Source organism: Pseudomonas sp. NFACC24-1, assembly GCF_900115235.1.
In the GTDB taxonomy this organism is placed as follows: Bacteria; Pseudomonadota; Gammaproteobacteria; order Pseudomonadales; family Pseudomonadaceae; genus Aquipseudomonas; species Aquipseudomonas fluorescens_AA.
The window spans coordinates 89,053-113,373 of sequence record NZ_FOVS01000013.1 but is presented as its reverse complement, the minus strand read 5'-3'; the positions used below and the strand labels follow the sequence as shown (position 1 = coordinate 113,373).

General features: G+C 61.2%; 24 protein-coding genes. 11 read left to right on the top strand and 13 right to left on the bottom strand.

What is annotated here, in order from left to right:
* Positions 1 to 77 precede the first annotated feature (77 nt).
* The 3 genes from BM317_RS14305 to BM317_RS14295 all read left to right on the top strand — a co-directional run bounded on the left by BM317_RS14305 (position 78) and on the right by BM317_RS14295 (position 2,835).
* Complete coding sequence (locus BM317_RS14305) at positions 78 to 797, top strand: hypothetical protein (protein WP_092170616.1); 720 nt, start codon at positions 78 to 80, stop codon at positions 795 to 797.
* Positions 787 to 1,776 (top strand): KpsF/GutQ family sugar-phosphate isomerase, encoded by a 990-nt coding sequence (locus BM317_RS14300; protein ID WP_092474717.1) that lies wholly within the window; start codon positions 787 to 789, stop codon positions 1,774 to 1,776. Before BM317_RS14305 ends, BM317_RS14300 begins: the two co-directional genes overlap by 11 nt.
* A 78-nt stretch (positions 1,777 to 1,854) precedes the next feature.
* Entirely contained in the window at positions 1,855 to 2,835 is a 981-nt protein-coding gene (locus tag BM317_RS14295; protein WP_092474714.1) for an AEC family transporter, read from the top strand.
* A gap of 100 nt (positions 2,836 to 2,935) precedes the next feature.
* Here BM317_RS14295 and BM317_RS14290 read toward each other — a convergent pair whose 3' ends face one another.
* Entirely contained in the window at positions 2,936 to 3,511 is a 576-nt protein-coding gene (locus BM317_RS14290) for a DUF6436 domain-containing protein (RefSeq protein WP_092170628.1), read from the bottom strand.
* Between the two features lie 108 nt (positions 3,512 to 3,619).
* Between BM317_RS14290 and BM317_RS14285 the strand changes: the two genes are divergently transcribed.
* On the top strand, positions 3,620 to 4,567 hold the full coding sequence (locus BM317_RS14285) for a phospholipase BipL (protein ID WP_092170632.1): 948 nt from the start codon (positions 3,620 to 3,622) through the stop codon (positions 4,565 to 4,567).
* A 128-nt stretch (positions 4,568 to 4,695) separates the two neighbouring features.
* On the opposite strand, the gene BM317_RS14280 is transcribed toward BM317_RS14285, so the two are convergent.
* Entirely contained in the window at positions 4,696 to 5,439 is a 744-nt protein-coding gene (locus BM317_RS14280; protein WP_092170636.1) for a DUF2059 domain-containing protein, read from the bottom strand.
* 140 nt (positions 5,440 to 5,579) lie between these two features.
* On the opposite strand from BM317_RS14280, the gene BM317_RS14275 reads away from it, so the two are divergent.
* Both BM317_RS14275 and BM317_RS14270 read left to right on the top strand, forming a co-directional pair.
* A complete protein-coding gene (locus BM317_RS14275) occupies positions 5,580 to 6,212 on the top strand; it encodes a 2OG-Fe(II) oxygenase (protein WP_060740168.1) in 633 nt (210 codons plus the stop codon).
* 2 nt (positions 6,213 to 6,214) lie between these two features.
* Complete coding sequence (locus BM317_RS14270; protein ID WP_092170644.1) at positions 6,215 to 6,706, top strand: 2-thiouracil desulfurase family protein; 492 nt, start codon at positions 6,215 to 6,217, stop codon at positions 6,704 to 6,706.
* Between the two features lie 137 nt (positions 6,707 to 6,843).
* Here the strand turns inward: BM317_RS14270 and BM317_RS14265 are convergent, their stop codons facing one another.
* Positions 6,844 to 8,217 carry a GTPase/DUF3482 domain-containing protein gene (locus BM317_RS14265; RefSeq protein WP_092474711.1) on the bottom strand — a complete coding sequence of 458 codons (1,374 nt, stop codon included), beginning with the start codon at positions 8,215 to 8,217 and terminating at the stop codon, positions 6,844 to 6,846.
* Positions 8,210 to 9,577, bottom strand: coding sequence for a DUF2868 domain-containing protein (locus tag BM317_RS14260; RefSeq protein WP_092474707.1), 1,368 nt, complete (start codon positions 9,575 to 9,577; stop codon positions 8,210 to 8,212). The genes BM317_RS14265 and BM317_RS14260 overlap by 8 nt, the downstream gene beginning before the upstream one ends.
* A gap of 86 nt (positions 9,578 to 9,663) precedes the next feature.
* Here BM317_RS14260 and BM317_RS14255 point away from each other — a divergent pair, with 86 nt between their 5' ends.
* Complete coding sequence (locus BM317_RS14255; protein WP_092474751.1) at positions 9,664 to 10,176, top strand: dihydrofolate reductase; 513 nt, start codon at positions 9,664 to 9,666, stop codon at positions 10,174 to 10,176.
* Positions 10,177 to 10,290: 114 nt separating this feature from the next.
* On the opposite strand, the gene BM317_RS14250 is transcribed toward BM317_RS14255, so the two are convergent.
* Positions 10,291 to 11,682: an L-cystine transporter gene (locus BM317_RS14250; protein ID WP_092170655.1), complete on the bottom strand. Its 1,392-nt coding sequence runs from the start codon at positions 11,680 to 11,682 to the stop codon at positions 10,291 to 10,293.
* Positions 11,683 to 11,924: 242 nt separating this feature from the next.
* On the opposite strand from BM317_RS14250, the gene BM317_RS14245 reads away from it, so the two are divergent.
* Positions 11,925 to 12,980, top strand: a complete 1,056-nt coding sequence (locus BM317_RS14245) for an HAD family hydrolase (RefSeq protein ID WP_060740173.1) — start codon at positions 11,925 to 11,927, stop codon at positions 12,978 to 12,980.
* A gap of 156 nt (positions 12,981 to 13,136) precedes the next feature.
* On the opposite strand, the gene ilvD is transcribed toward BM317_RS14245, so the two are convergent.
* From ilvD to BM317_RS14225, 4 genes are all read right to left on the bottom strand, one after another.
* Complete coding sequence (ilvD, locus tag BM317_RS14240; RefSeq protein ID WP_072405931.1) at positions 13,137 to 14,978, bottom strand: dihydroxy-acid dehydratase; 1,842 nt, start codon at positions 14,976 to 14,978, stop codon at positions 13,137 to 13,139.
* Positions 14,979 to 15,246: 268 nt separating this feature from the next.
* Positions 15,247 to 16,452, bottom strand: a complete 1,206-nt coding sequence (locus tag BM317_RS14235; protein WP_092474704.1) for an MFS transporter — start codon at positions 16,450 to 16,452, stop codon at positions 15,247 to 15,249.
* 215 nt (positions 16,453 to 16,667) lie between these two features.
* On the bottom strand, positions 16,668 to 17,864 hold the full coding sequence (locus tag BM317_RS14230) for a class I SAM-dependent rRNA methyltransferase (protein ID WP_003206543.1): 1,197 nt from the start codon (positions 17,862 to 17,864) through the stop codon (positions 16,668 to 16,670).
* 193 nt (positions 17,865 to 18,057) lie between these two features.
* Positions 18,058 to 18,597: a type 1 glutamine amidotransferase domain-containing protein gene (locus BM317_RS14225; protein WP_092474701.1), complete on the bottom strand. Its 540-nt coding sequence runs from the start codon at positions 18,595 to 18,597 to the stop codon at positions 18,058 to 18,060.
* Between the two features lie 233 nt (positions 18,598 to 18,830).
* Here BM317_RS14225 and BM317_RS14220 point away from each other — a divergent pair, with 233 nt between their 5' ends.
* The 3 genes from BM317_RS14220 to BM317_RS14210 are packed head-to-tail and all read left to right on the top strand — an operon-like array spanning position 18,831 to position 20,865.
* Positions 18,831 to 19,646: an HDOD domain-containing protein gene (locus tag BM317_RS14220; protein WP_170842336.1), complete on the top strand. Its 816-nt coding sequence runs from the start codon at positions 18,831 to 18,833 to the stop codon at positions 19,644 to 19,646.
* A 30-nt stretch (positions 19,647 to 19,676) separates the two neighbouring features.
* Positions 19,677 to 20,489, top strand: a complete 813-nt coding sequence (gene mutM / locus BM317_RS14215) for a bifunctional DNA-formamidopyrimidine glycosylase/DNA-(apurinic or apyrimidinic site) lyase (RefSeq protein ID WP_092170672.1) — start codon at positions 19,677 to 19,679, stop codon at positions 20,487 to 20,489.
* Between the two features lie 55 nt (positions 20,490 to 20,544).
* On the top strand, positions 20,545 to 20,865 hold the full coding sequence (locus BM317_RS14210) for a multidrug transporter (RefSeq protein ID WP_092474699.1): 321 nt from the start codon (positions 20,545 to 20,547) through the stop codon (positions 20,863 to 20,865).
* 162 nt (positions 20,866 to 21,027) lie between these two features.
* On the opposite strand, the gene BM317_RS14205 is transcribed toward BM317_RS14210, so the two are convergent.
* The 4 genes from BM317_RS14205 to BM317_RS14185 form a co-directional block, all read right to left on the bottom strand.
* Positions 21,028 to 21,279, bottom strand: a complete 252-nt coding sequence (locus BM317_RS14205) for a YfhL family 4Fe-4S dicluster ferredoxin (RefSeq protein ID WP_009683359.1) — start codon at positions 21,277 to 21,279, stop codon at positions 21,028 to 21,030.
* Positions 21,280 to 21,412: 133 nt separating this feature from the next.
* Entirely contained in the window at positions 21,413 to 21,892 is a 480-nt protein-coding gene (gene coaD / locus BM317_RS14200; protein ID WP_003177462.1) for a pantetheine-phosphate adenylyltransferase, read from the bottom strand.
* A gap of 115 nt (positions 21,893 to 22,007) precedes the next feature.
* Complete coding sequence (locus tag BM317_RS14195) at positions 22,008 to 23,603, bottom strand: GMC family oxidoreductase (RefSeq protein WP_092170676.1); 1,596 nt, start codon at positions 23,601 to 23,603, stop codon at positions 22,008 to 22,010.
* 151 nt (positions 23,604 to 23,754) lie between these two features.
* Positions 23,755 to 24,300 (bottom strand): hypothetical protein, encoded by a 546-nt coding sequence (locus tag BM317_RS14185; RefSeq protein WP_060740182.1) that lies wholly within the window; start codon positions 24,298 to 24,300, stop codon positions 23,755 to 23,757.
* Positions 24,301 to 24,321 lie beyond the last annotated feature (21 nt).

The window sequence follows — 24,321 nt, the reverse complement described above, 5'->3', positions numbered from 1 at the left end:
GAGACCTATAAAGATAGGAGGGATATAGGGTTGATTTATGTAGAGGCGGATCTTGAGAAGGCCGTAAGGAGGTGGGCATGTCCGGACTCATGGAATATATTTCAAAAAAAATAGCAGATGCTGATCTGGTGAGTAAACCGTTCAAGTTTTTTGAAGTGAGGGACTTTATTCCGGAGGGGTATTACAGCGCATTCGTTTCCAGCTTGCCAACGTTGGACCTGTATAAACCTTTAATGCATAGAAGCACTTTGAAAAATGGGCGTCCAACACGTTTTGAATTGCCTCTGTCTCTTGAAGGCTGTTCGGCTGATTTGGGTAATGTTTTTTTGGGGTCGAAGGTTTCTATCGATGTTGTTGAGTTTCTTCGTGGTGAAGAATTCAAGGGTCTTTTGCTAAGCAAGCTTGGTTCAAGTGTTGATGTCACTCCTTATCCGCATCTGTACAAGGATTTTGCCGGATTTGATTTGCCTCCGCATACGGATATTGTTGAAAAGGCAATAACCTTTGGATGGTATTTACCAATGAGTGATGAATATAAGGAGTCTGGGCTTGGGCTGTTCGTAAAAAACGAAGATGGGTTTGAGGAGTTCAGAAAAATTCCCTATGCACCTAATGTGGCATTTGCTTTTTTGAGGTCAAATAATAGCTGGCATGGTGCTACACACCATCCCAATGCTCCCTATGAGAGAAATAGTTTTTTTGTAACGTTCTATCGAAAAAATTATTATAGGGATGGGGCTCTGCTAGTAAATGATCCCAATGTCAGCCGTAAGGAGATAAGGATTTATGAAGGATGAATTGTCGTTGGATATAGGGTCTGATAAACATGTTCTAACTTTGGGGCGAGAGGTTTTGATCCGTGAGGGGCAGGCATTGATAAAACTTTCCAATGAGTTGGAGGGTAGCGGTTTTGTCGATGTCGTTAGACTTATATTGGCCTGCAAGGGACACGTGGTGATTTTAGGTGTTGGGAAAAGTGGCCATGTCGGTAAGAAAATTGCGGCAAGCCTAGCCTCCACTGGTACGCCTAGTTTTTTTATCCATCCGTCTGAGGCTAAACATGGGGACTTAGGTATGATTACGGCACGTGATCTCGCAGTGTTAATATCGTATAGCGGTAGAAGTGAAGAGATTTTGTCTCTGCTTCCATATCTTCATGATATAGGTGTAAGTACGGTAGCGTTGACAAATTTTTCAAACTCGGAATTGGCAAGTAAAACATGTGCGCACGTCGCGTTGAAAGTTGATAGGGAAGCATGCCCGTATAATCTCGCGCCAACGGTAAGCTCCAGCGCTACATTAGGTGTCGGAGACGCTATTGCTATGGCTCTTATGAGGATTAAGCGTTTCACGAAGGAAGAATTCTCAAAAAACCATCCCGCCGGTAATCTTGGAAAAGTGCTAACTGTGAAGATTCGTGACGTAATGGTGACCGGGGATAAAGTCCCTGCGGTACCTCCTGGTACGTTGTTTTTAGATGCGATCAGTTATATGGCGAATAAACGCCTTGGATTTGTCGTCGTGGTAGATACATTCTCACGACCCTTGGGTGTATTTACGGATGACGATATGGTTCGAGTACTCAAGGGGAGTGATAATATTTTTGACCTTAAAATCTCGGATGTTATGGCGGTGAATTTAAGGTGTGTGCATGAATATGAACTTATTGCAGACTGTGTAAGTATTGATGTGTCTGCAGTTTTGGTTGTTGACCATAAAGGAAAACTTGTAGGTGTGTCGCGCAAACATGATCTTGTAGCTTCCATTTTCTTATGAGTTGTCAGGAGGGGAACTCTCTGTTGTTGGTAAAGTACGGTCGGTTGACTGCTGGCTGATCGGCAAGGCGGACTGATTATGTTGATGCTGTCGTTGAATTCAACGTTGTCTATATTTGGTTTGATATTTTTGGGCTTTTTGCTTTCGTTGGCCGGCCTTATGCGTCGCGGTGCCGATGAGGTACTGAGTGACTATGTTTTTTATCTTGCTCTTCCGGTAGAGATTTTTTTAACAACGTTGAAATCCAATTATACATCAGGCGTTAATGTCAGCGCTTATGTGCAAGCGTATGGCGTTGGTGTTTCTATACTGTGGGTTGTGATATTTTTCGTGTATAGGATATTTCTGAGAAAGAGTCTGGTTGAGGTTGGTTTAAATTTTATTGCTATCGGGCAAACTAATACCGCATTCTTGGCGGTGCCTATCTTCATACTGCTGTTGGGTGATTCAGCTTTGGTTGTGCCAATAATTGTTTTCCAGTCCGTTGTTCTTACGGCTGTTGCAATACTTGTCATGGAGGTTTCTTCCATTTCGAAAGCTGGATCTTTAGGCGTTTTCTTAAAGAAAACTCTATGGGTGGTGTTCAAGAATCCACTGATCACTTCCGCGCTCACAGGGTCCCTCATTTCGCAGATTAAGCTCCCGCACATGATCGATACAGATTTTTTTATCATCGAAAGCATGGAGGTGATTGCTAGAACTGCGGCACCTATTGCTCTAATAGCACTGGGCGCTTCGTTTTATGCTGGTCGCGTAGCCTCCACTTTGAAAAACAACTGTAATGAAGTGGCGATGGGTGTGCTTATAAAGAATTTTTTACATCCGGCGATTTCTTTTGGGGTAGGGCATTATTTTTTTGGGCTGTCTGGCTTGTTGCTGTTCGCACTTATATTGATATCTGCAATGCCCTCTCCGAAAAACACCTTCATTTTTGCGCAGGTATATGGTGTGTCAGTGCAGAAATTCAATTTGATAGTTTTAGCTACCACTGGGGTTTCTTTTTTTGTAGTTAATGCGGCTTGTTATTTTTTTTCTTCCTCATGTGGCATGAGATTTTGAATTTGTTTTTGTCAATTAGATCGGTACAACAATCGAGGTCGTGATGAAGACGACCGATGTAATTGCTCTTGGCGTTTTATTCGGCTTCTTCAGCCAAGCTTTATTTCGTCATTGGCCACGGACAATAACAACCCACCGCCATCGTATGGGTCGCATTGACCGCCCGGCCAGCGCTCAACGCCTCGAGAATCGGCTCGATGAAGCTGTTGCTCGAATTGCAGGTCAGGCCTTCACTGTAAGGGCCGAAGTACGCCAGCTGGCCGCTGCGATCCCAGATCGCCACCGCTGGGCTGGCAGGAATCTGGTTTGAGCCCGGGAGCGTCGGGAGGGTTTTCAGGCTGCTCAAGGTGGCAGGCAGTTGACCTTGGCTGGCCGTTTTTTGGACCGCATAGAACTCGACGCCTTGTGGTCCATATTTATCGACCAGCTCGGCCAGATGTTGCTGATTGCCGACGTTGCACGGGCACGCCGGGTCCCAGAAATGCACCAGGCGGATCGCGCCAGGGCCGGCCAGGTCGGCGGGCAGGCGCAAAGGGTCGCCGGAAAACACCGCGGTGTGTTGACTGAAGGCCCGCAGGAAACGGCCCTGGAACCAGTCATAGGCCACCCACAAGACGACGGCGCATCCGAGGGCGAGCAGGCTGGCAAGCAAGGTCGTGCGGTGGGACGGGCGCATGGAGTCGATCCTCTGAAGCCGCGTAGCTTGCCATGCTTGCCGCGACAGATGAATATCGCAGGCCTGTAAAGTCTGTTTCGCGCGATGCGCCCATGCCTGGAAACCTTGATGCCTGCCACTTTCGACCCCGATCTCCTGCGTGCCAGCCTGCAACCGCTGGCCCAGTGGCAAGCCCTGTCCGAGCAAGCCCAGGCTTACCAGCGGTTCTACGGGCTGGATTTTCCCCAGCGCAGTGTGCGCAAAGGGTTGGGGCGTTTCGAGGTGGGCGGGTATGAGGTCGTCAGTCAGGTCTGGTGGCCGGAAAAGGCCGTGGCGACGTTGTTTGTGTTCCACGGTTACTACGATCACATGGGGTTGTACCGGCACTTGATCGAGTGGGCCCTGGAGCAGAAGTTCGCGGTGATCGCCTGCGACCTGCCGGGCCATGGCCTGTCCAGCGGCGAACGCGCCAGCATCGAGGATTTCGCCGAGTACCAGGCCACCTTGCAGGGGCTGTTGGCCGAGGCTGGGACACTGGACCTGCCGCAACCCTGGCACCTGTGCGGGCAAAGCACCGGCGGGGCGATCGTGGTCGATCACGTACTCAACCACGGGGCGCAGAGTCCTGCCCAGGGCCAGGTCATCCTGCTGTCACCCCTGGTGCGGCCACGGGCCTGGGGTTGGTCGCGCCTGAGTTATTACCTGCTCAAGCCGTTCGTGAGCGGTATCGCCCGGCGTTTCAGCGAGAACTCCACCGACCCGCAGTTCCTGCCATTCCTGCAAGCCGACCCGCTGCAGCCGCTGCGCCTGCCTACTGCCTGGGTGGGGGCATTGGCGCGATGGATCAAGCGTATCGAAGCGGCCCCGAGCAGCCCGCGCCAGCCCTTGATCGTGCAGGGGCAGGCGGACATGACGGTGGATTGGGTGCACAACCTGCAAGTGCTGCGCGGCAAGTTCGACCGGCCGCAGGTGTTGATGTTGCCGGAGGGGCGGCATCACCTGGCCAATGAGGCCTTGGCGTTGCGGCAGGAGATGTTTGGGTTTCTGACCAAGCGGATGAGTCGGGTTCGGCGGTGACCGGGCTATTGCTATCGCGAGCAAGCTCGCTCCCACATTGGACCTTTGGTGCTCGCGAAACCTGAGTGCACTCAAGCCCCTGTGGGAGCGAGCTTGCTCGCGATAGCGGTGCCTTGGACGCTGAAGATCTATTGCCCGAGCGTCTGCCCCACCGCCAACCCCGCCCGGATCGCCGCCAAAGCCGCCTGGTAATAAGCCTGGCCTTCAGCCGATTCGGCGAAGGTTGCGAACTCTTCCAGCTCGGTATCCGACAAGTCACGGTAGACGTACAACAATGTGTTGTTCAGGTCCGCGCCGATCTGTTCCATCAGTCGCTGACGCTGGCCGTTGAGCATGCCTTGGGCCTGGCCAGCTCCCAGCAGGCCGGGGATCATCGAGCTCAGGCTGTCGGCCGCCACGCCGGCGATCGCCAGGCTGACTTCGGCGCCGGCTTCGCGGGCGGGCAGGGCCTGGGCCAGGTGGCCGATGATCAACAGGCGGTTGTCGCTGGCTTGCATCTTCGGCAGGCCCTTGGCGTTTTTCGCCAATTGATCGCGCCGGGTCGCCAGCAACTCGGCCGCCACGACCTTGCGGCCCAAGGGCGACTGGAAAAAGCCCAGGGCCGGGTTCGGGTCTCGAAGCTTGCTGCGTAATTGTGCCTCGGCCCGCTGGTCCATGGCCTGGGGGGCGAAACGTTGATTGCTGTTGTTGACCAGCGCCTGGAACACCGCCGGCGGCAGGCTGCTCTGATAGCGCTGCTGGGCGGCGCTCAAGGCATCATTGAAGTGCGCCCGCTGTTCCGGCCAGCCGGCGACCTTGTACAACTGGTCGTAGCTGTCTGCCCAGGCGGGCAACACGCAGAACATCAACAGTGAGAAAAGCAAACGGCGCATAGGGACTCCTGTCAGCAGCCGACTATTCTCCGTGGGGTGTGGGGTCTTGTCGAGAATTCGTATCAAGTTCGTACGGTGGTGCTATCCGACGCAGCGAAGCCGCTGCGTGGCGCTGTCGGTTTTGCAGGCACAGGCATACTATGCGCGCCATGCAAATACCTTCTGATCACCCGCTGCTGTTACGTATCGTCGACGACCTGGCCGAGCGCGGCTGGTCGCAGCAGAACCTCTTCCTGCCGGACGCGCTGACCCGTGCCCTGGCGGCCGAATGCCGCCAGCGTGCCGCCGAGGGTGAGCTGGCTCCGGCAGCGGTCGGACGCGGGCCGTTCTCGGAGATTCGCGAAGGCATTCGAGGTGATCGCATCCAGTGGATCGAACCCGGCCAGGCGCCAGCCTGCGACCGTTACCTGGGGTTGATGGACAGCCTGCGCGAGGCGATGAATCGCGGGTTGTTCCTGGGGTTGGAGGATTTCGAAAGCCATTTCGCCCTGTACCCGCCCGGTGCGTTCTACCTCAAGCACGTCGACCGCTTCCGCGATGACGACCGACGCGCGGTGTCTGCGGTGCTCTACCTCAATGACGATTGGCTGCCGGAACATGGCGGCCAGTTGCGCATGTACCTGGAGGATGGCGTGGAGCGTGACGTGGTGCCCATCGGCGGTTGCCTGGTGGTGTTCCTGTCGGGGGACATCCCCCATGAAGTACTGCCGGCCACCCGGGATCGCCTGTCCTTGACGGGGTGGTTTCGACGCCGCGGCAACGAGTTGTTCTGACGATGGAAAAGATCCTGGTCAGTCGCTGCCTGCTCGGTCATCGCGTGCGCTACGACGGCGGTGCCAGCGGGCCGTTCGATCAGCTTCAGCACTGGCTCGACGAAGGCCGGATCGTGGCGCTGTGCCCGGAAGTCGCCGGCGGCCTGCCCACGCCCCGGGCGGCGGCGGAGATTCCCGGCGGGCAGGGTGGGCAAGTGCTCGACGGCCACGCAGCCGTGATCACTACCGACGGTGAGGATGTCAGTGCGCAGTTTTTGTCAGGCGCGTATCAAGCATTGGAACAGGTGCGTGAACACGGCGTCCGTATCGCTGTGCTCAAGGCCAACAGCCCGTCATGCGGCAATCTGCTGACCTATGACGGGACGTTCAGTGGTGTGAAGGTCAGTGGCGAAGGCGTGACGGCGGCATTGCTCAAGCGCCATGGGGTGCAAGTGTTCAGTGAGCTGGCGTTGGCTGAAGCGGCTTTGGCGCTCAAGGTATTGATCGACGACTGACTACGGGGCAGCGTTGCTTTTTTTATTGACCTGAGAAACCGAGGTGTCAGGTTTTGGGGCTGCTGCGCAGCCCAGCGGGGATAAATCCCCTCGCCACAAACAGTGTCTACCTTGTCCCCGGTTCAGGCAGGGAATGTCTAGAGCTGCTCGGCCAACTGCTCGATCCGCTCCTGCCGTTCCGCCTGGCTCAACCGCGCATGAGGATTCAGCGACGACCACTGTGGATGCGCCCGGGCCTTGTTCAAGGCATCGGGCAGCTTGCCCTCGCGCCAGGTCTTGTCTTGGGGCGTGGCGATGCGGATGCTGTCCATCGCCGCATGGCCGCGCAGGTTGAGGGCTTGCAGCAATTGTCGTTGGCGCAGGGCCAGCAGGCGCAGCACGCCATCGTCCACCGTCAGTTCCCGTTGCCCCTTGAGCTTGCCCATCAGTCGGTTGCCATAGCTGCGAGCGGTTTGCAGGGTGCCGCCGACAATGGCACCGGCCAGGGCCGCGGCACCGAGGGTCAGGCCACCCACCAGCAAGTCCACGCCGGCGCCGGCCGCCGCCCCTGCCGCGATTCCGCCACCGACGCGTACACCCAGTTGCTTGAGGGTTTCAGGGTTGAACAAATCATCGCCCCAGCGTCCGTCGAGCAGCGGCAGGTCGCTGGCCGCAGCGTCCTGGGGGCGGAACGCGTAGAGCTTGAGCAGGGCTTCGACGCAGCGCTGTTCGCGCTGACGCACCGCGTTGCGCAGTTCACTGATGGCCTCGCGTTCCAGCTCGGCATCACTGGCCACGCTGCGTCGGCAGGCGGCGCAGTCGATCAGCAATTCGGCGATCAAGCGCGCCGCGCTCTGCTGGCGGGCCAGGCGTTGGGCCTGTTGGTCGGCGACCAGTCGCTCCAGTTGCCCACGGGCGCTTTCCAGCAACAACGCGAGGCTTTCATACAGGCGCCGCTCGCCGTCCTCGGGCGGGGCGACGCTGTCGAAGCGCACCAGGGCGTGCAATCCCAATCGCGCCAGGGCTTCGCGCCAGTCGGGCTCGCGATGGTGGGCGCTGCTGACGAAATTCAACACCGGCAGCAGAGGTTTGCCACAACTGGCGAGGACTTCCAATTCATCGCGGTACTTGGCCAGCACCGGCTCACGGGCATCGATCACATACAGCCCGGCGTCGCTGGCGAGCAGTTGCCGCAGCACCTTGGCTTCCTGTTCGAAGCGTTGCCGTGCCTCGCTGCCTTCGAGGAAGCGAGCCAGGCGCGCCGGGCCGTCCAGGCGTTCGCCAGGGCGCTCCAGGCGCTCGAGATAATCGAGCAGGGCGATGGCGTCTTCCAGGCCCGGCGTGTCGTACAGCTCCAGCAGCGCTTCGCCGTCCACCGACAAACGTGCGCCCTCGACGTGCCGGGTGGTGCTCGGACGATGGGACACCTCTCCGAAGCCGACGTCGCGGGTCAAGGTACGCAGCAGTGAAGTCTTGCCCACGTTGGTGTGGCCGACCACGGCCAGCTTCAGCGGCTTCATGGGTTCAGTCATGGCCGGTCTCCAGCCAGTTCAAGGGCATGCAGTCGGCGAAGGGCAGTTGCAACTGGTGCAGCGCGTTGTGCCAGTCGCCCAGGCGTTCGGCGTCCAGGGCTTCGCCGAGCGGGGCCTGCAACAGCCAGACGCGGGTGGCGCTGGCGCTGCGGGCCAGCTCGGCGATCAGCGCCAGGCTGCCCCGGTCTGGTGAACGGCGTGGGTCACAGGCAATGGCCAGGCGTGCGGGCGGAAAGCGCGACAGTTGCTCCAGGAGTTTGTGGCGCGACTCGCGGCTGTCGAGGATGCCGGCGCTTTTCACGGTGTCGGGCAGTTTGGGCGGCCAGGGCCGATCATCCAGTTCGATCGCCACCAGCAGCGCGCCGTCGCTGTCCATCGCGCCGACGGCACTTTCAATGGGGGGCAACTGCGCGGGCGCGGCGTCGTTGACGCCCAGGCGTTCGCTGCTGGGCATCAGCCGTTCACGCAATTGGGCGTAGCCCGGCAGGTTCAAATCCAGGTGCAATGTGGCGCGACCGCGTCGCCAGCGCCACAGGCACAGCAAAGCCAGGCCCAGGCGTGGCAGCACGCCATAGACCAGCAGCACGCCGACCAGCCAGGCGGCCCAGGCCTGGCGGGCGCTCTCGATGTCCAGGGCGCCGTCGCCGCTGGCGCGGATCATCTCCACGGTCGGCACACTGAAGCCCAACAGGGCAGGCAGTGCGCCGAGGCCTCGGGTCATGGCGACGAAGGTCTCGCTGCCGAGGAGGGTGGTTTCCCAGACAAAGCCATAGCGCCGGGTCGCCATCAGCATCAGTAGGATGACCAACGCGCTGAGCATCGCCAGCAACCACACGCCATTGACCAGCGCACCGAGGGCCCAGCGATTGAGTTTGTGCCGTTGCAGCAACAGCAGCAGGGCCGGTGCCAGTTGGGCGGCCTTGGCATCGCGGGCGAGTTTTTCGCTGAGCCACAGCCACAGGCGCCCCAGCGCGGCACCTTGCTCGCCCGCGAAGATCAGGCCCAGGACCCAACCGACGAGCAGGATCAGGTTCAGCCCCAGAAGACTGCCCAGGGCCCAGAACACATTGACCGGTGTTTGCCCATCGCCGAGGGCGGCGAACCCGAGGCCGGCGCCGCTGATGATGGCGAGCACCGCCAGCACGAACAGCGCCAGGCGTGCCCCTTGCAGCCAATGGCGCAGGGCTTGGGTGAGGCCATCGCGCTCGGCCAGCCAGCGGGCGCGGTGGCGGATGCGGGTGGAAAGATCGCCGCCTGCCGCGCGGGCCAGGCGATTGGCTTCCTGGTCCTCGAGCGGGCCGGCGTGCTCTTCACGCAGGCGGATCGTCTCGGTCAACCAGAGGTTCTGCAGTGCTGTCACGGGGGCTTCCGTTGCTCGAATGAGGGTTGAGCATAACCGCTGTGATGCCTGTCGGGGTACGCCGGGCCTCTGGTATCCTCGCGGCCATGAACAAAACTCTCCCCTTAAGCCTGATCGCAGCCCTCGGTGAAAACCGCGTGATCGGCGTCGACAACAGCATGCCCTGGCACCTGCCGGGGGATTTCAAATACTTCAAGGCCACCACCTTGGGCAAGCCGATCATCATGGGTCGCAAGACCTGGGATTCCCTCGGCCGACCGCTGCCGGGGCGCCTGAACATCGTCGTCAGTCGCCAGCCGGGGCTGGTGCTGGAGGGGGCGGAGGTGTTTTCCACCCTGGAAGCAGCGGTGGCACGGGCCGAGGCCTGGGCCTTGGAACAGGGCGTCGATGAGCTGATGTTGATCGGCGGCGCCCAGTTGTACGCCCAGGCCCTGGCACAGGCGGATCGACTGTACCTGACCCGCGTGGCGCTGAGCCCGGAGGGGGATGCCTGGTTTCCGGAATTTGATTCGAGCCAGTGGGCGTTGGTCTCGAACCAGCCGAACCCGGCGGAAGGTGACAAGCCGGCCTACAGCTTCGAAGTGTGGGAAAAGCTGTAAGCCCTGTGGGAGCATGCCTGTGGGAGCAAGGCTTGCCCGCGATGAAAGCGACGCGGTCTTCCATGGACCGGGCCCGGATCGCGAGCAAGCTTTGCTCCCACAAGTGTCAGGCCATCAAGCCTGCACCAACTCCCCATGCTCCTCGGCATCGAGCAAGGCCTTGTCAGTCTGCTGCATCACCTGGCTGGTAATCGCCCCGGCGGTGATCGAGCCACTGACGTTCAACGCCGTACGGCCCATGTCGATCAGTGGCTCGACGGAAATCAGCAAGGCGACCAGCGCGACCGGCAAGCCCATGGCCGGCAGCACGATCAGCGCGGCGAACGTCGCGCCGCCACCGACCCCGGCCACCCCGGCTGAACTCAACGTCACGATCGCCACCAGCGTCGCGATCCAGACCGGATCCAGCGGGTTGATGCCCACGGTCGGCGCGACCATCACCGCGAGCATGGCCGGATAAAGGCCGGCGCAACCGTTCTGGCCGATGGTGGCGCCGAACGAGGCGCTGAAGCTGGCAATCGCCCGTGGAATGCCGAGGCGGCTGGTCTGGGCTTCGATGCTCAACGGGATGGTGGCCGCGCTGGAGCGGCTGGTGAAGGCGAAGGTCAGCACCGGCCAGATCTTGCGGAAGAAGCGCAGCGGGTTGATCCCGGCAGCGGACACCAACAGGCCATGGACCACGAACATCAGGCCCAGCCCGAGGTACGACACCACGACAAAACTGCCGAGCTTGATGATGTCCTGCAGGTTGGAGCCGGCCACCACCTTGGTCATCAGCGCCAGCACACCGTACGGCGTCAGCTTCATCACCAGGCGCACCAGGCGCGTCACCCAGCTTTGCAGGGTGTCGATGGCGTTGATCACTTTCTGGCCTTTCTCCACGTCATCCTTGAGCAACTGCAACGCCGCGACACCGAGGAACGCGGCGAAGATCACCACACTGATGATCGACGTCGGCTTGGCCCGCGCCAGGTCGGCAAAGGGGTTCTGCGGAATGAACGAAAGCAGCAGTTGCGGGATGTTCAGGTCGGCGACCTTGCCGGCGTAGTCGCTCTGGATCACTTGCAGGCGCGCCAGTTCCTGGGTACCGGCCACCAGGCCTTCGGCGGTGAGGCCGAACAGGTTGGTCAGGCCGATGCCGATCAGCGCGGCGATGGCGGTGGTGAACAGCAGCGTGCCAATGGTCAGGAAGCTGATCTTGCCCAGGGACGAGGCGTTGTGCAGGCGGGCCACGGCGCTGAGGATCGACGCGAAGACCAGCGGGATCACGATCATTTGCAGCAATTGCACATAGCCGTTGCCCACCAGGTCGAACCAGCCGATCGAGGCCTTGAGGACCGGGCTGCCGGCGCCATAAATCGTGTGCAGGGCGATGCCGAACACCACGCCCAGCACCAGTGCCAGCAGCACTTTCCTGGCCAGGCTCCAGGTACTGTGGCGGGTTTGCGCCAGGCCGAACAGCAAGGCGAGGAATACCAGCAGATTGAGGATCAGCGGCAGATTCATCAAAAGAGCTCCATCAGACTTGTGCCAGTCGCCTGAAGCCGCGACTGCGAACCGGGGAGCCTAACAGCCTGATAACTAATGAATTAATACTAAAAAAGCATGTAGATTGTCGTTTATGGAATAAGGCAGTGACGTTTACGGATACGCGGCTGGCGTGATCACGATGTAAGCGGTCGCCCACAGGCGAGGACTGTCACAAGCATTTGTTAGCGTCGGATTCTTTGAACCCGGGAGAAATGCCGATGAAGCTCGCACCTCGTTTTCTCGCTGTCGCCTTGAGTCTTGGCCTCGCCGGCCAGGTGCTCGCCACCGAACTCAAGCACTGGCCGGCGGAACAGGCCAAGGCCCTGGACGCGATGATCGCGGCCAACGCCAACAAGGGTAACTACGCGGTGTTCGACATGGACAACACCAGTTACCGCTACGACCTTGAGGAGTCGTTGCTGCCGTTCATGGAGAACAAGGGCCTCATCACCCGGGAAAGCCTGGACCCGTCCTTGAAGCTGATGCCGTTCAAGGACACGGCCGACCACAAGGAAAGCCTGTTCAGTTACTACTACCGCCTGTGCGAAGTGGATGACATGGTCTGCTATCCGTGGGTGGCCCAGGTGTTCTCGGGCTTCACGCTCAAGGAACTCAAGGGCTATGTCGATGAGCTGATGGCGTCCGGCAAGCCGGTGCCGACCACCTATTACGATGGCGACAAGGTGGTCCAGTACAACGTCAACCCGCCGAAAGTCTTCACCGGCCAGGCCGAGCTGTACAACAAGCTGATGGAAAACGGCATCGAGGTCTATGTCATGACCGCCGCTTCCGAAGAGCTGGTACGCATGGTCGCCGCGGACCCGAAATACGGCTACAACCTCAAGCCGCAGAACGTGATCGGCGTGACTACGTTGCTCAAGGACCGCAAGACCGGCGAACTGACCACCGCCCGCAAACAGATCACCGCGGGTAAATATGACGAGAAGGCCAACCTCGGCCTGGAATACACGCCTTACCTGTGGACCCCGGCGACCTGGATGGCCGGCAAGCACGCGGCGATCCTGACGTACATCGACGAATGGAAAAAACCGGTGCTGGTGGCTGGCGACACGCCGAGCAGTGATGGCTACATGTTGTTCCACGATGTGGACGTGGCCAAGGGCGGGATTCACCTGTGGGTCAACCGCAAGGACAAATACATGACCCAGATTAACGGGATGATGGCCAAGCACGCCGCCGCCCAGGCCAAGGAAGGACTGCCGGTGACGGCGGACAAGAACTGGGTGATCGTCAAGCCGGAAGATATCCAGTAAGCCTGCAATGATCGTTCCCACGCTCTGCGTGGGAATGCATACCGTGACGCTCCGCGTCACTGGACGCAGGGCGTCCCTTGAGGCATTACCACGCAGAGCGTGGGAACGAACAGCCCCGCGCACTTGGCGGGGCATTTTTATTGCGACGAACGACGCTTACAGGCCGTCAAGCATCGCCTTGTTACGCACCGCACCCTTGTCGGCGCTGGTGGCGAGCAGGGCGTAGGCCTTGAGGGCCGTGGTGACTTTGCGCGGACGCACTTCCACCGGCTTCCAGCCCTTGTTGTCCTGTTCGATGCGGCGCCCGGCCAGTTCTTCGTCGCTGATCAACAGGTTGATCGAGCGGTTCGGAATGTCGATCAGGACCTTGTCACCATCGCGCACCAGGCCGATGGCTCCGCCAGCCGCCGCTTCCGGCGAAGCGTGGCCGATGGACAGGCCCGAGGTGCCGCCGGAGAACCGACCGTCGGTCAGCAAGGCGCAGGCTTTGCCCAGGCCTTTGGACTTCAGGTAGGACGTGGGGTAGAGCATTTCCTGCATGCCCGGGCCGCCTTTCGGACCTTCGTAGCGAATGATCACGATGTCGCCGGCCTTCACTTCGTCAGCGAGGATGCCGCGTACGGCGCTGTCCTGGCTTTCGAAAATCTTGGCGTTGCCTTCGAAGACATGGATCGACTCGTCGACGCCGGCGGTTTTCACCACGCAGCCGTCCAGGGCGATGTTGCCGTAGAGCACGGCCAGGCCGCCCTCCTTGGAGTACGCGTGCTCGACGCTACGGATGCAGCCGTTTTCACGGTCGTCGTCCAGCGTCTCCCAGCGGGTCGACTGGCTGAACGCGGTTTGCGTCGGGATGCCCGCCGGGCCGGCTTTGAAGAAGTGATGCACGGCCTCGTCGGTGGTCTGGGTGATGTCCCACTTGGCGATGGCCTCGGCCATGCTCTTGCTGTGCACGGTCGGCAGGTCGGTGTGCAACAGGCCGCCACGGGCCAGGGAGCCGAGGATGCTGAAGATCCCGCCGGCGCGGTGCACATCTTCCATGTGGTACTTCTGGATGTTCGGCGCGACTTTGCACAGTTGCGGCACATGACGGGACAGGCGGTCGATGTCGCGCAGGTCGAAATCGATCTCGGCTTCCTGGGCGGCGGCCAGCAAGTGCAGGATGGTGTTGGTGGAACCGCCCATGGCGATGTCCAGGGTCATGGCGTTCTCGAACGCCTTGAAGTTGGCGATGTTGCGCGGCAACACCGACTCGTCGTTTTCGCCGTAGTAGCGCTTGCACAGCTCGACGATGGTCCGGCCGGCCTGCAGGAACAACTGCTCGCGATCGCTGTGGGTGGCCAGGGTCGAACCGTTGCCCGGCAGGGCCAGGCCCAGGGCTTCGGTCAGGCAGTTCATCGAGTTGGCGGTGAACATGCCGGAGCACGAACCGCAGGTCGGGCAGGCGCTGCGCTCGTATTCGGCCACCTTCTCGTCAGAGGCGCTGGAGTCGGCGGCGATCACCATGGCATCGACCAGGTCGAGGCCGTGGCTGGCGAGCTTGGTCTTGCCCGCTTCCATCGGGCCACCGGAGACGAAGATCACCGGGATGTTCAGGCGCAGGGCGGCCATGAGCATGCCTGGGGTGATCTTGTCGCAGTTGGAAATGCACACGATGGCGTCGGCGCAGTGGGCGTTGACCATGTATTCGACGGAGTCGGCGATGATCTCGCGGCTCGGCAGCGAATACAGCATGCCGTCGTGGCCCATGGCGATGCCGTCGTCCACGGCGATGGTGTTGAATTCCTTGGCAACGCCGCCGACGCGTTCGATTTCCCGGGCAACCAGTTGGCCGAGGTCCTTGAGGTGGACGTGGCCGGGTACGAACTGGGTGAAGGAGTTGGCAATGGCGATGATCGGCTTCTTGAAGTCGTCATCCTTCATCCCCGTGGCGCGCCACAAGGCACGGGCGCCGGCCATGTTGCGGCCATGGGTGGATGTTTTCGAGCGGTAATCAGGCATGGAGCACTCCGGGCGGCTAATCAGGTACTTATCAGGTATCAATGGGGAAGTGAGCTTCTGTCGACGTCTGGAGCACCCGGGTTTGGCCGTGTGTCCGGAAGTGGCCGATGACTTTGCAGGATCGCTGCGCGCCTCGGCATGAGCTCATAAACCCGCCGGGGATGAATGGCGATGAATGCCACGATTCTACACCGCTGACGCCAGGATGAAATGACGCAAAGCGCTGATCGGGCGCTAATGTCGTGCACGGGATGACGACTGGCAGGGTTCAGCCGGTCAACAGCCCCCTGTCACGCTGTCGGACCAGGGCATTGAGCGCCAGTCCCAGCAGGCTGAGCAGGACCAGGCACAGGGCCAGGGTGAGCTGCAAGTCCAGCGGGGTGAGGCTGATCGCGGCACTGGTCAGCCCGCCGACGATGAAGATCAGCACGCTGCCGGCGGAGGCGGATGTGCCGGCCCGCCCGGGAAATCTGTTCATGGCTTGGGTGTGGGCGGCTGCGCGGGCAATGGTCGTTCCGGTGGTGCACACGATCATGGGCAGTAACAGGGTACTGACTGACAAACCCAGGTGATTGGCAAGCCCCAGCATCAGGAGGCCTGCGGCGAGGATCAGGGCCTGCCCGGTGATGATTTGCGTCTGTGGATCGATTCGATTGCTCAGCACGGACGCTACCGCGCCCCCGCCGATGTAGGCCAGCCCATAGCCGAGCAGCGCCAGGGAAAAAGCCTCGGGGGAGAGGCGCAACTGGTCGATCAGGACCAGCGGCGAGATGACGATGAACGAAAAATGGCAGGAAAAAGCCAGCGCCGAGGTTAACCAATAGGCCATGAAGCTGAAGTCGCCGCAGACCTTTCGATAGGATGCGATGAAATCCAGGCGCCTGGGTTGGCTGTCTGCCACAGGGCGTTGAAGTAAACGACAGGCGCTGATGAATGCACCGATTGCCAGGGCAATGAACACCAGGAAGCTGCCTCGCCAGCCCATCCAGCTTTGCAGCCCGGTGCCGGCCAGGGGCGAAACGGAAATGAAAATCCCCCCGCAGGTGACCAGAAAGATCCGCAGGCGCTGCTGTTCCCGGCCGGTGAACAGGTCTTGGATCAGCGCTTGGGACAGCACGAAGCAACCGCACCCCAAGGCCTGGACGACACGTAAGAACAGAAAGGCCCCGTAACCGTCGGCGAGCACGCAACCGGCGGCCCCCACGGCGGAAACGGCGATCCCGATCAACAGCAGGTTTTTTCGTCCCATGACGTCGGAGAGCGGGCCGACCAGCAGTTGGGAAAGGGCAATTCCCAACGCGAACAGGCTGACAGACAAGGCAATGTCCGCCGATGAGCGTTCAAAATGCTCGGACAGGGCGGGGAACGAGGGCAGCACGACATCGATGGGAAAGACGCCGAGCAGTGTCAGCGTCAGCAACAAGCCTACGGTGGCCGGTTTGCGGGCAGCCAGGCGATTTTGCGGATCAGTCATTGACGAGGTCCAAGGCGTACCTGAGGGGGCGCTTTCAATCCTAATGCGTCATGCCCGCCGGGCGCGGGGAGATTGAGTAGGAAGGCTCTGGAAATTGTGTGGGAGTTCTCCTATGGACTTGTTCGGGCGTGCAAAAAAAATCGCAGCCGAGGCCGCGATCAGAATGCGATTCGAGTGCGCGGGGCACAGCGCTACGGCACTGGCCCCGCCCGGTGTCAGCTGTTGGGCAACAATCGGCAGGTGATGCTCTTGATGTAGCGGGTCTCGGCGATGGCCGGGTGTACCGGGTGGTCTGGCCCCTGGCCGCCGCGTTCGAGCAGTTGGATGTTGCGGTCCAGATGACGGGCACTGGTCAGCAGGATGTTTTGCAGGTCGTCTTCGGGCAGGTGCATCGAGCACGACGCGCTGACGAGGATGCCGTCCTTGCTGAGCAGGCGCATGGCTTGCTCGTTGAGGCGGCGATAGGCGCCTTCGCCGTTCTTCAGGTCCTTCTTGCGCTTGATGAAGGCCGGTGGGTCGGCCACGATCACGTCGAAACGTTCTTCGCTGGCCTTGAGCTCCTTCAGGGCTTCGAACACGTCGCCTTCGATGCAGGTCAGCTTCTCGGCGAAGCCGTTCAACGCGGCGTTGCGCTCGACACCGTCGAGGGCGAAGGCCGAGGCATCGACGCAGAATACTTCACTGGCGCCGAACGCCGCGGCTTGCACGCCCCAGCCGCCGATGTAGCTGAACAGGTCCAGCACGCGCTTGCCCTTGGCGTACGGGGCCAGGCGTGCGCGGTTCATGCGGTGGTCGTAGAACCAGCCGGTTTTCTGGCCTTCCATGACCGGCGCTTCGAACTTCACGCCGTTTTCTTCCAGGGCCACCCATTCCGGCACCAGGCCGAACACGGTCTCGACGTAGCGGTTCAGGCCCTCGGCGTCACGGGCCGCGGAGTCGTTCTTGAACAGGATGCCGCTGGGCTTGAGCACCTGGGTCAGGGCGGCGATCACGTCGTCCTTGTGGGCTTCCATGGTGGCCGAGGCGATCTGCACCACCAGGATGTCGCCGAAACGGTCGACCACCAGGCCTGGCAACAGGTCGGAATCACCGTAGACCAGGCGATAGAACGGCTTGTCGAACAGCCGCTCGCGCAGGGACAACGCCACGTTGAGGCGATGCACCAGCAGGGACTTGTCCAGCGGCAGCTTCACGTCACGGGACAGCAGCCGGGCGCAGATCAGGTTGTTGGGGCTCATCGCAACGATGCCCAACGGCTTGCCGCCGGCGGCTTCGAGGATGGCCTGGTCGCCAGCCTTGAAGCCATGCAGGGGCGTGGCGGCCACATCGATTTCGTTGCTGTAGACCCACAGGTGGCCGGCGCGCAGGCGACGGTCGGCGTTGGCTTTGAGGCGCAGGCTAGGCAGGGACATGACGTCGCTCCGGAAAAAAGAGCGGGAGTATACCGTGTTGCAACCTTGGCGGGGCTTGCGCTGGACATGTGGCGATGTAGGAGCTGTCGAGTGCAACGAGGCTGCGATCTTTCCCCGGACAATTTGATTCCCAAGCGAAAGATCAAAAGATCGCAGGCTTCGCCAGCTCCTACAGAGTAGAGCGTCCCAGGCTTCAAGCGGACAACGCGCTGAGCAACTCGCGGTTGAACGCCGGGATGTCATCGGGCTGGCGACTGCTGATCAACGTGCCGTCCTTGACCACTTCCTGGTCGACCCAGTTCGCGCCGGCGTTGACCAGGTCATCCTTGAGGGTCTTGTAGCTGGGCATGGTCTTGCCCTTGACCAGCCCGCTCGACGCCAGTAACCAGCCGCCATGGCAAATCACCGCAATGGGCTTGCCCGCCGCCTCGAAGCCCTTGACCAGTTGCTGGGCGTCGGGATCGATGCGGATGGTGTCGGAGTTCTGCACGCCACCGGGCAGTACTACGGCGTCGTACTGCTCGACATTGGCGGCCTTGAAGGTCAGGTCGATCGGGAAGTCGTCGGCCGGCTGGTCATGGTTCCAGCCTTTGACCTGGCCTTCGCGGGCCGAAACGATGTCCACCTTGACACCGGCCTGTTCCAGCGCCTGCTGGGGGCCGGTCAGTTCGGCCTGTTCAAAACCGTCGGTCACCAGGATGGCGACACGTTTGTTGTTCAGGAAACCAGGCATGGAAAAATCTCCTCAAGCTGAGTGGTCGGGCTGCCGACTCAAGCCTGTATGCAGGCTTGGCTGTCGGCCCTGTAAAGTCCGAAGCCGATGCCTGAAGGAAAGTTCCGCCGATCTACCCGGCGGTGTATCGGATCCATCTTTAAGGGTTAGAATCCCCGCCTGACCCAGAGTGTGTACTCATGTCCAAAGAACTTTCCGCCGAACAGATCCAACAGTCCCTGCAAGGGATCAGTGTGCCGCCCCAGCCGCAGATCATGGTGGATCTGCAGATGGAGCAGTACATGCCCGACCCGGACCTGGAGACCATCGCCAAGTTGATCTCCCAGGATCCGGGGCTCTCGGGAGCCTTGCTCAAGATCGTCAACTCGCCGTATTACGGGCTGCGCAACAAGATCACCTCGATCCAGCGCGCGGTGAACCTGCTGGGCAGCCGGTCGATCATCAACCTGATCAATGCGCAGTCGATCAAGGGCGAGCTGCACGACGACGCCATCGTGACCCTGAACCGTTTCTGGGATACGGCCCAGGACGTGGCGATGACCTGCCTGACCCTGGCCAAGCGCGTCGGCCTGGAGAACGGTGACGAAGCCTATGCCCTGGGGTTGTTCCACGACTGCGGCGTGCCGTTGATGCTCAAGCAGTTCCCCAACTACATGGGCGTGCTGGAGGAGGCCTACGCCAATGCCAGCGCCGAGTGCCGGGTGGTGGACACCGAGAACCGCCTGTTCAACACCAACCACGCGGTGGTCGGTTACTACACTTCCAAATCCTGGCGCCTGCCGGATCACGTCAGCCAGGCGATCGCCAACCACCACAACGCCCTGGCGGTCTTCAGCGACGACTCTTCACGCAACAACAGCCAGTTGAAAAACCTGCTGGCGATCCTGAAGATGTCCGAGAACATCTGTGCCTCCCACCGGGTGCTCGGCAACCAGGCCGAAGACCACGAGTGGGACAGCGTCGGGAGCCTGGTGCTCGACTACATCGGTTTGTCGGAATACGACTTCCAGACCCAGAAACAGGAAATTCGCGACCTCGCCTCTCGTTGAGTGCGCGGCGTCGCCTGACGCGAGAACCTCATGCCAGAACTGCCGGAAGTCGAAACCACCCGTCGCGGCATCGCGCCCCATCTTGAAGGCCAGCGGGTCAGTCGCGTGGTGGTCCGCGACCGCCGCCTGCGCTGGCCGATCCCGGAAGATCTCGACGTGCGGCTTTCGGGCCAGCGCATCGTTCAGGTGGAGCGGCGGGCCAAGTACCTGTTGATCAATGCCGAGGTCGGCACATTGATCAGCCATCTGGGCATGTCCGGCAACCTGCGCCTGGTGGAGGTCGGCATGCCCGCCCTCAAGCACGAGCACGTGGACATCGAGCTGGAGTCCGGCCTGGCCTTGCGCTACACCGACCCTCGACGCTTCGGCGCGATGCTCTGGAGCCTTGACCCGTTCAATCACGAACTGTTGATCCGCCTCGGCCCCGAGCCATTGACCGACCTGTTCGATGGCGAACGGTTGTTCCAGCTGTCGCGGGGGCGTTCCATGGCGGTCAAGCCGTTCATCATGGACAACGCGGTGGTGGTGGGCGTGGGCAATATCTACGCGACCGAGGCGCTGTTCGCCGCCGGGATCGACCCGCGCCGGGCCGCCGGAGGCATCTCCCGGGCGCGTTACCTGAAGCTGGCGATCGAGATCAAGCGCATCCTTGCCCATGCCATCGAGCGCGGCGGCACCACGTTACGGGATTTCATCGGTGGGGACGGTCAGCCCGGCTATTTCCAGCAGGAGCTGTTCGTCTACGGCCGGGGCGGGGAGTTGTGCAAGGTCTGTGGCACGGGGCTGCGGGAAATCCGCCTGGGCCAGCGCGCCAGCGTCTGGTGCCCACGCTGCCAGAGTTGATTCGTCCGACGGTCTATAGTCAGTAGTCATATTGATTTAGCCGAAGGATCGCCCGATGAAACCGCTTCGACCTGTCGTTCTAGCGCTGCTGCTGAGTGTCGGTTTGCCTGCCCTGGCAAACAGCGGCAGCGGCGACCCGCGCTACACCATCCAGAATCCGCCGGCCTTCGCCATGCTCGGTGACCTGCTGATCGCCCGCCCGCTGCTGCTCGCCGCTACGGTGATCGGGGCTGGGGCATTCGTGGTGTCGTTGCCCTTTACCGCGCTGGGCGGCGGTGTCGGCGATGCGGGGAAGGCGTTGGTGGTGGACCCGGCCAGGGCCACGTTCGTGCGGTGCCTGGGGTGTGTGGGGGAGGGGGTTGAGCGGCAGGAGTGAGGCAGGCAGCTGGAGCTTGGGTGTCGCTGCTGGCCCTTTCGCGAGCAAGCCCGCTCCCACAAGGGATTTGCTTAGGACACACATGCTGTGGACATAGCCGATCTCTGTGGGAGCGGGCTTGCTCGCGAAGAGGCCCGCACAAACGCTACAGTGGCTTCTGGCTCAGGCCTTGCCAGTAATCCTGCGATATTTCGCCATCAACTGCTCTTCAGTCTCCGGATGAGCCTCGTCCAGCGGGATGCAATCCACCGGGCAAACCTGCTGGCACTGGGGTTCGTCGTAATGGCCGACGCACTGGGTGCACAGGTTCGGGTCGATGACGTAGATCTCCTCGCCTTGGGAAATGGCCTCGTTCGGGCATTCGGGTTCGCAGACGTCGCAATTGATGCAGTCGTCGGTGATGATCAGGGACATGCAGGCTCCTGCCGGGGCGTTGGGCCCGGGCATCTGAAAACGTATGGGCGCAATTGTGCCGCATTGGCGAGCGCAGTGCACGCGGGCGCGATGGACTGCGTTGCGCTGCGAGGTGCCTCGCAGCGCCTGCCGGTCATTTCTTGAAGCGCAGGGTCAGCGCATCGGCCACGGCCGGGTGGACAAACTTGGTGATATCACCGCCCAACGCCGCAATTTCCCGTACCAGGGTCGAGGAAATGAAGGAGTAGCGCTCCGACGGCGTCAGGAACAGGCTCTCGACGTCCGGTGCCAATTGGCGGTTCATGTTGGCCAGTTGGAACTCGTACTCGAAGTCCGAGACCGCACGCAGGCCGCGCAGGAACACATTGGCGTTCTTTTCCTTGGCGAAGTGGGCCAAAAGCGTCGAGAAACCGACCACTTCCACGTTGGGCAGGTGCTTGGTGACCTCGCGGGCCAGCTCCACTCGTTGCTCCAGCGGAAACAGCGGGTTCTTCTTCGGGCTGGCGGCGACGGCAATGATCACGTGGTCGAACAGGCGCGCGGCGCGTTCGACCAGATCGCCATGGCCCTTGGTAATAGGGTCGAAGGTACCTGGGTACAACACTCGGTTCATCGCGTCGTCCTGGCGGGAGTCCGTTGGGGAGTCGGATGGTATCGCAGCCTTCTCGGTCGGCCAAGTCGGCTGTTGGATAAGAAAGCACTATAGACGCTGCGAATAATCCGGATATTCATGGGTTTTTCAGGCGTTCGGCCAGGGCTGTCGCCAATTGTGCGGTCAGCCCGTACACCGATAATTGCGGGTTGGCGCCGATGCTGGTGGGGAACAGCGAGCCGTCATGGATCGACAGGTTGCCCAGTTGATGATGGCGGCCCAGGCTGTCGGTGACGGCGGTTTTCGGGTCTTCCCCCATGGCGCAGCCACCCATTACGTGGGCGCTGCCCAGGCGCGTGCGGTACAAGGCCAGGTCGAGCCCGTCGATCAGCGTGCGGGCCTCGGCCAGGGTTTTCACGTAGCGGGCGTCGCTGTGCAGGGGCATCACCGCCTTGGCGCCACCGGCGAATTGTATTTCGGCCATGCTGTGGAAGGCCCGGCGCAAGCCGTCCCAGGTATACGGCGAAACGGGGTAGTCGAGCACGGGCGCGCCATCGCTGCGCAACTCGACTCGGCCGCCGGGGCTGTCCGGGTGAAAACCGTCGCGCAGCAGCGCCAGCATGGCATGGGTGTGAGGCAGCCGGGACATGTGCAAGGCGTTCTCGGGGCCGAACCCGCCCAATAGCGTGGCGGCGAGCGCCGGGTGCAAGGGCGGGACTTCGAGCTTGTAGGACATCTTGCCGGTGGTCCCATCCTGCCATTGGAAATGATCCGAATAGATCGATTGCGGCGCACCGTAGAACGGATTGATGACCTCGTCGAATTGCCCGGCGGACATGTTCACCAGGTGCAGGAAGGTGCGCTTGCCCAGACGTTCGTGCGGGTCTGGCGCAGCGGAGCGCAACAGCAGGCCGGGGCTGTTGATGCCGCCGCCCGCCAGCACGTAGTGCCGTGCCTTGACGGTGATGCGTCGCCCGGTGGGCGCCACGCAACGCTCGTCCATGGCCTGGCACTCGAGGCCGGCAACGGCATCGTTCTTGATCGTCAGGCGTTCGGCCCGCGCCAGGTAAAGCAGCGCGCCACCCTTGTCCAGGGTGGCCGGGATGGTGGTGACCAGCATCGACTGCTTGGCGTTGGTCGGGCAGCCCATGCCGCAATAGCCCAGGTTCCAGCAGCCGCGCACGTTACGCGGGATGACGTGCCAGGCGTAGCCCAATTGTTCACAGCCTTTGCGGATCACGTCGTTGTTGGCGTTGGGCGGAACCAGCCACGGCGCCACGCCCAGGCGTTGTTCCATCTGCGCAAACCAGGGCGCCATTTCAGCGCGGCCGTGGCCCTTGACGTTGTGCTCGGTAGCCCAGTGATCGAGGGTCTGGTCGGGCGTGCGGAAGCTGGAGGTCCAATTGATCAGCGTCGTGCCACCGACGGCCCGGCCCTGGAGGATGGTGATGGCGCCGTCCTTGCTCATGCGCCCTAGGCCTTCCTGGTACAGGCTGCTGTAGGCCTGGTCTTCGAGCAGCTTGAAGTCATGACTGGTCTTGAGCGGCCCTTCCTCGATCAGCAACACCCGGTAGCCGGCAGCGCTGAGGATTTCCGCCGTGGTGCCGCCACCGGCACCGCTGCCGATGATTGCCACGTCGGCTTCCAGGGTCAGGTCCTCGGTCAACTGCGCGCCGTTGTAGGTGGTCCAGCCACGGGCCAGGCCTTCGCGGAAGGGATCGGGTACGGGCATGTTCTGGGCTCTCTTATTGTTATGAGTATGTGATGTAGACCCCTGTGGGAGCGGGCTTGCTCGCGAATGCGGCGGGTCAGCTTGCACAAGTGTTGAATGTGTAACCGCATTCGCGAGCAAGCTCGCTCCCACAGGGGTTGGTTCTGGTTGGTCAAACCGTTGGCGGCCCCGGATACCCGCAATGCGCCCAGGCTTCGGATTGGGTGTACCAGGCCATCATCACCAATTGCAGCAACGAGCAGTGACCTTGCTGTAGCAGATCCAGCGAACTGTTTTCCCACCGCGCGAGGAACTGGCGGATGTCATCGGCGCTGGCGTTTTCCCACGCCCCCCAGACCCCGGTCAGTGGCCCGCGGGTAACGCCCAGCGTGAGCACATCGAACAGCTGGTGCAGGAGCTTGAGCATGGCGGGGGACAAGTGGGCCAGGCTTCTGTCGAGGCTGCCCAGGGTCGCGTCAATGGCGGCAGGGATCTGCCCGACGGCCACTGCGCCGTCCAGCATCACAGGGATGACGGCGCGTAAAAACGCCAGGTCGCTGTCGCGCAGGGCCGTCAGGCCGGCGGCCGGCTGGCTTGGCGAGCAGCCGCTCAGGCTGGCGCCCAGTCCGACGGTGGCCAGGAAGGCGCTGGCGCCGAGGCTGAATTTCAGCAGGCCGCGCCGTGACAGCGCGGGGGTATCGGTGAGGCTGGCGTTCATTATTGTGATTACCCGGGCAGA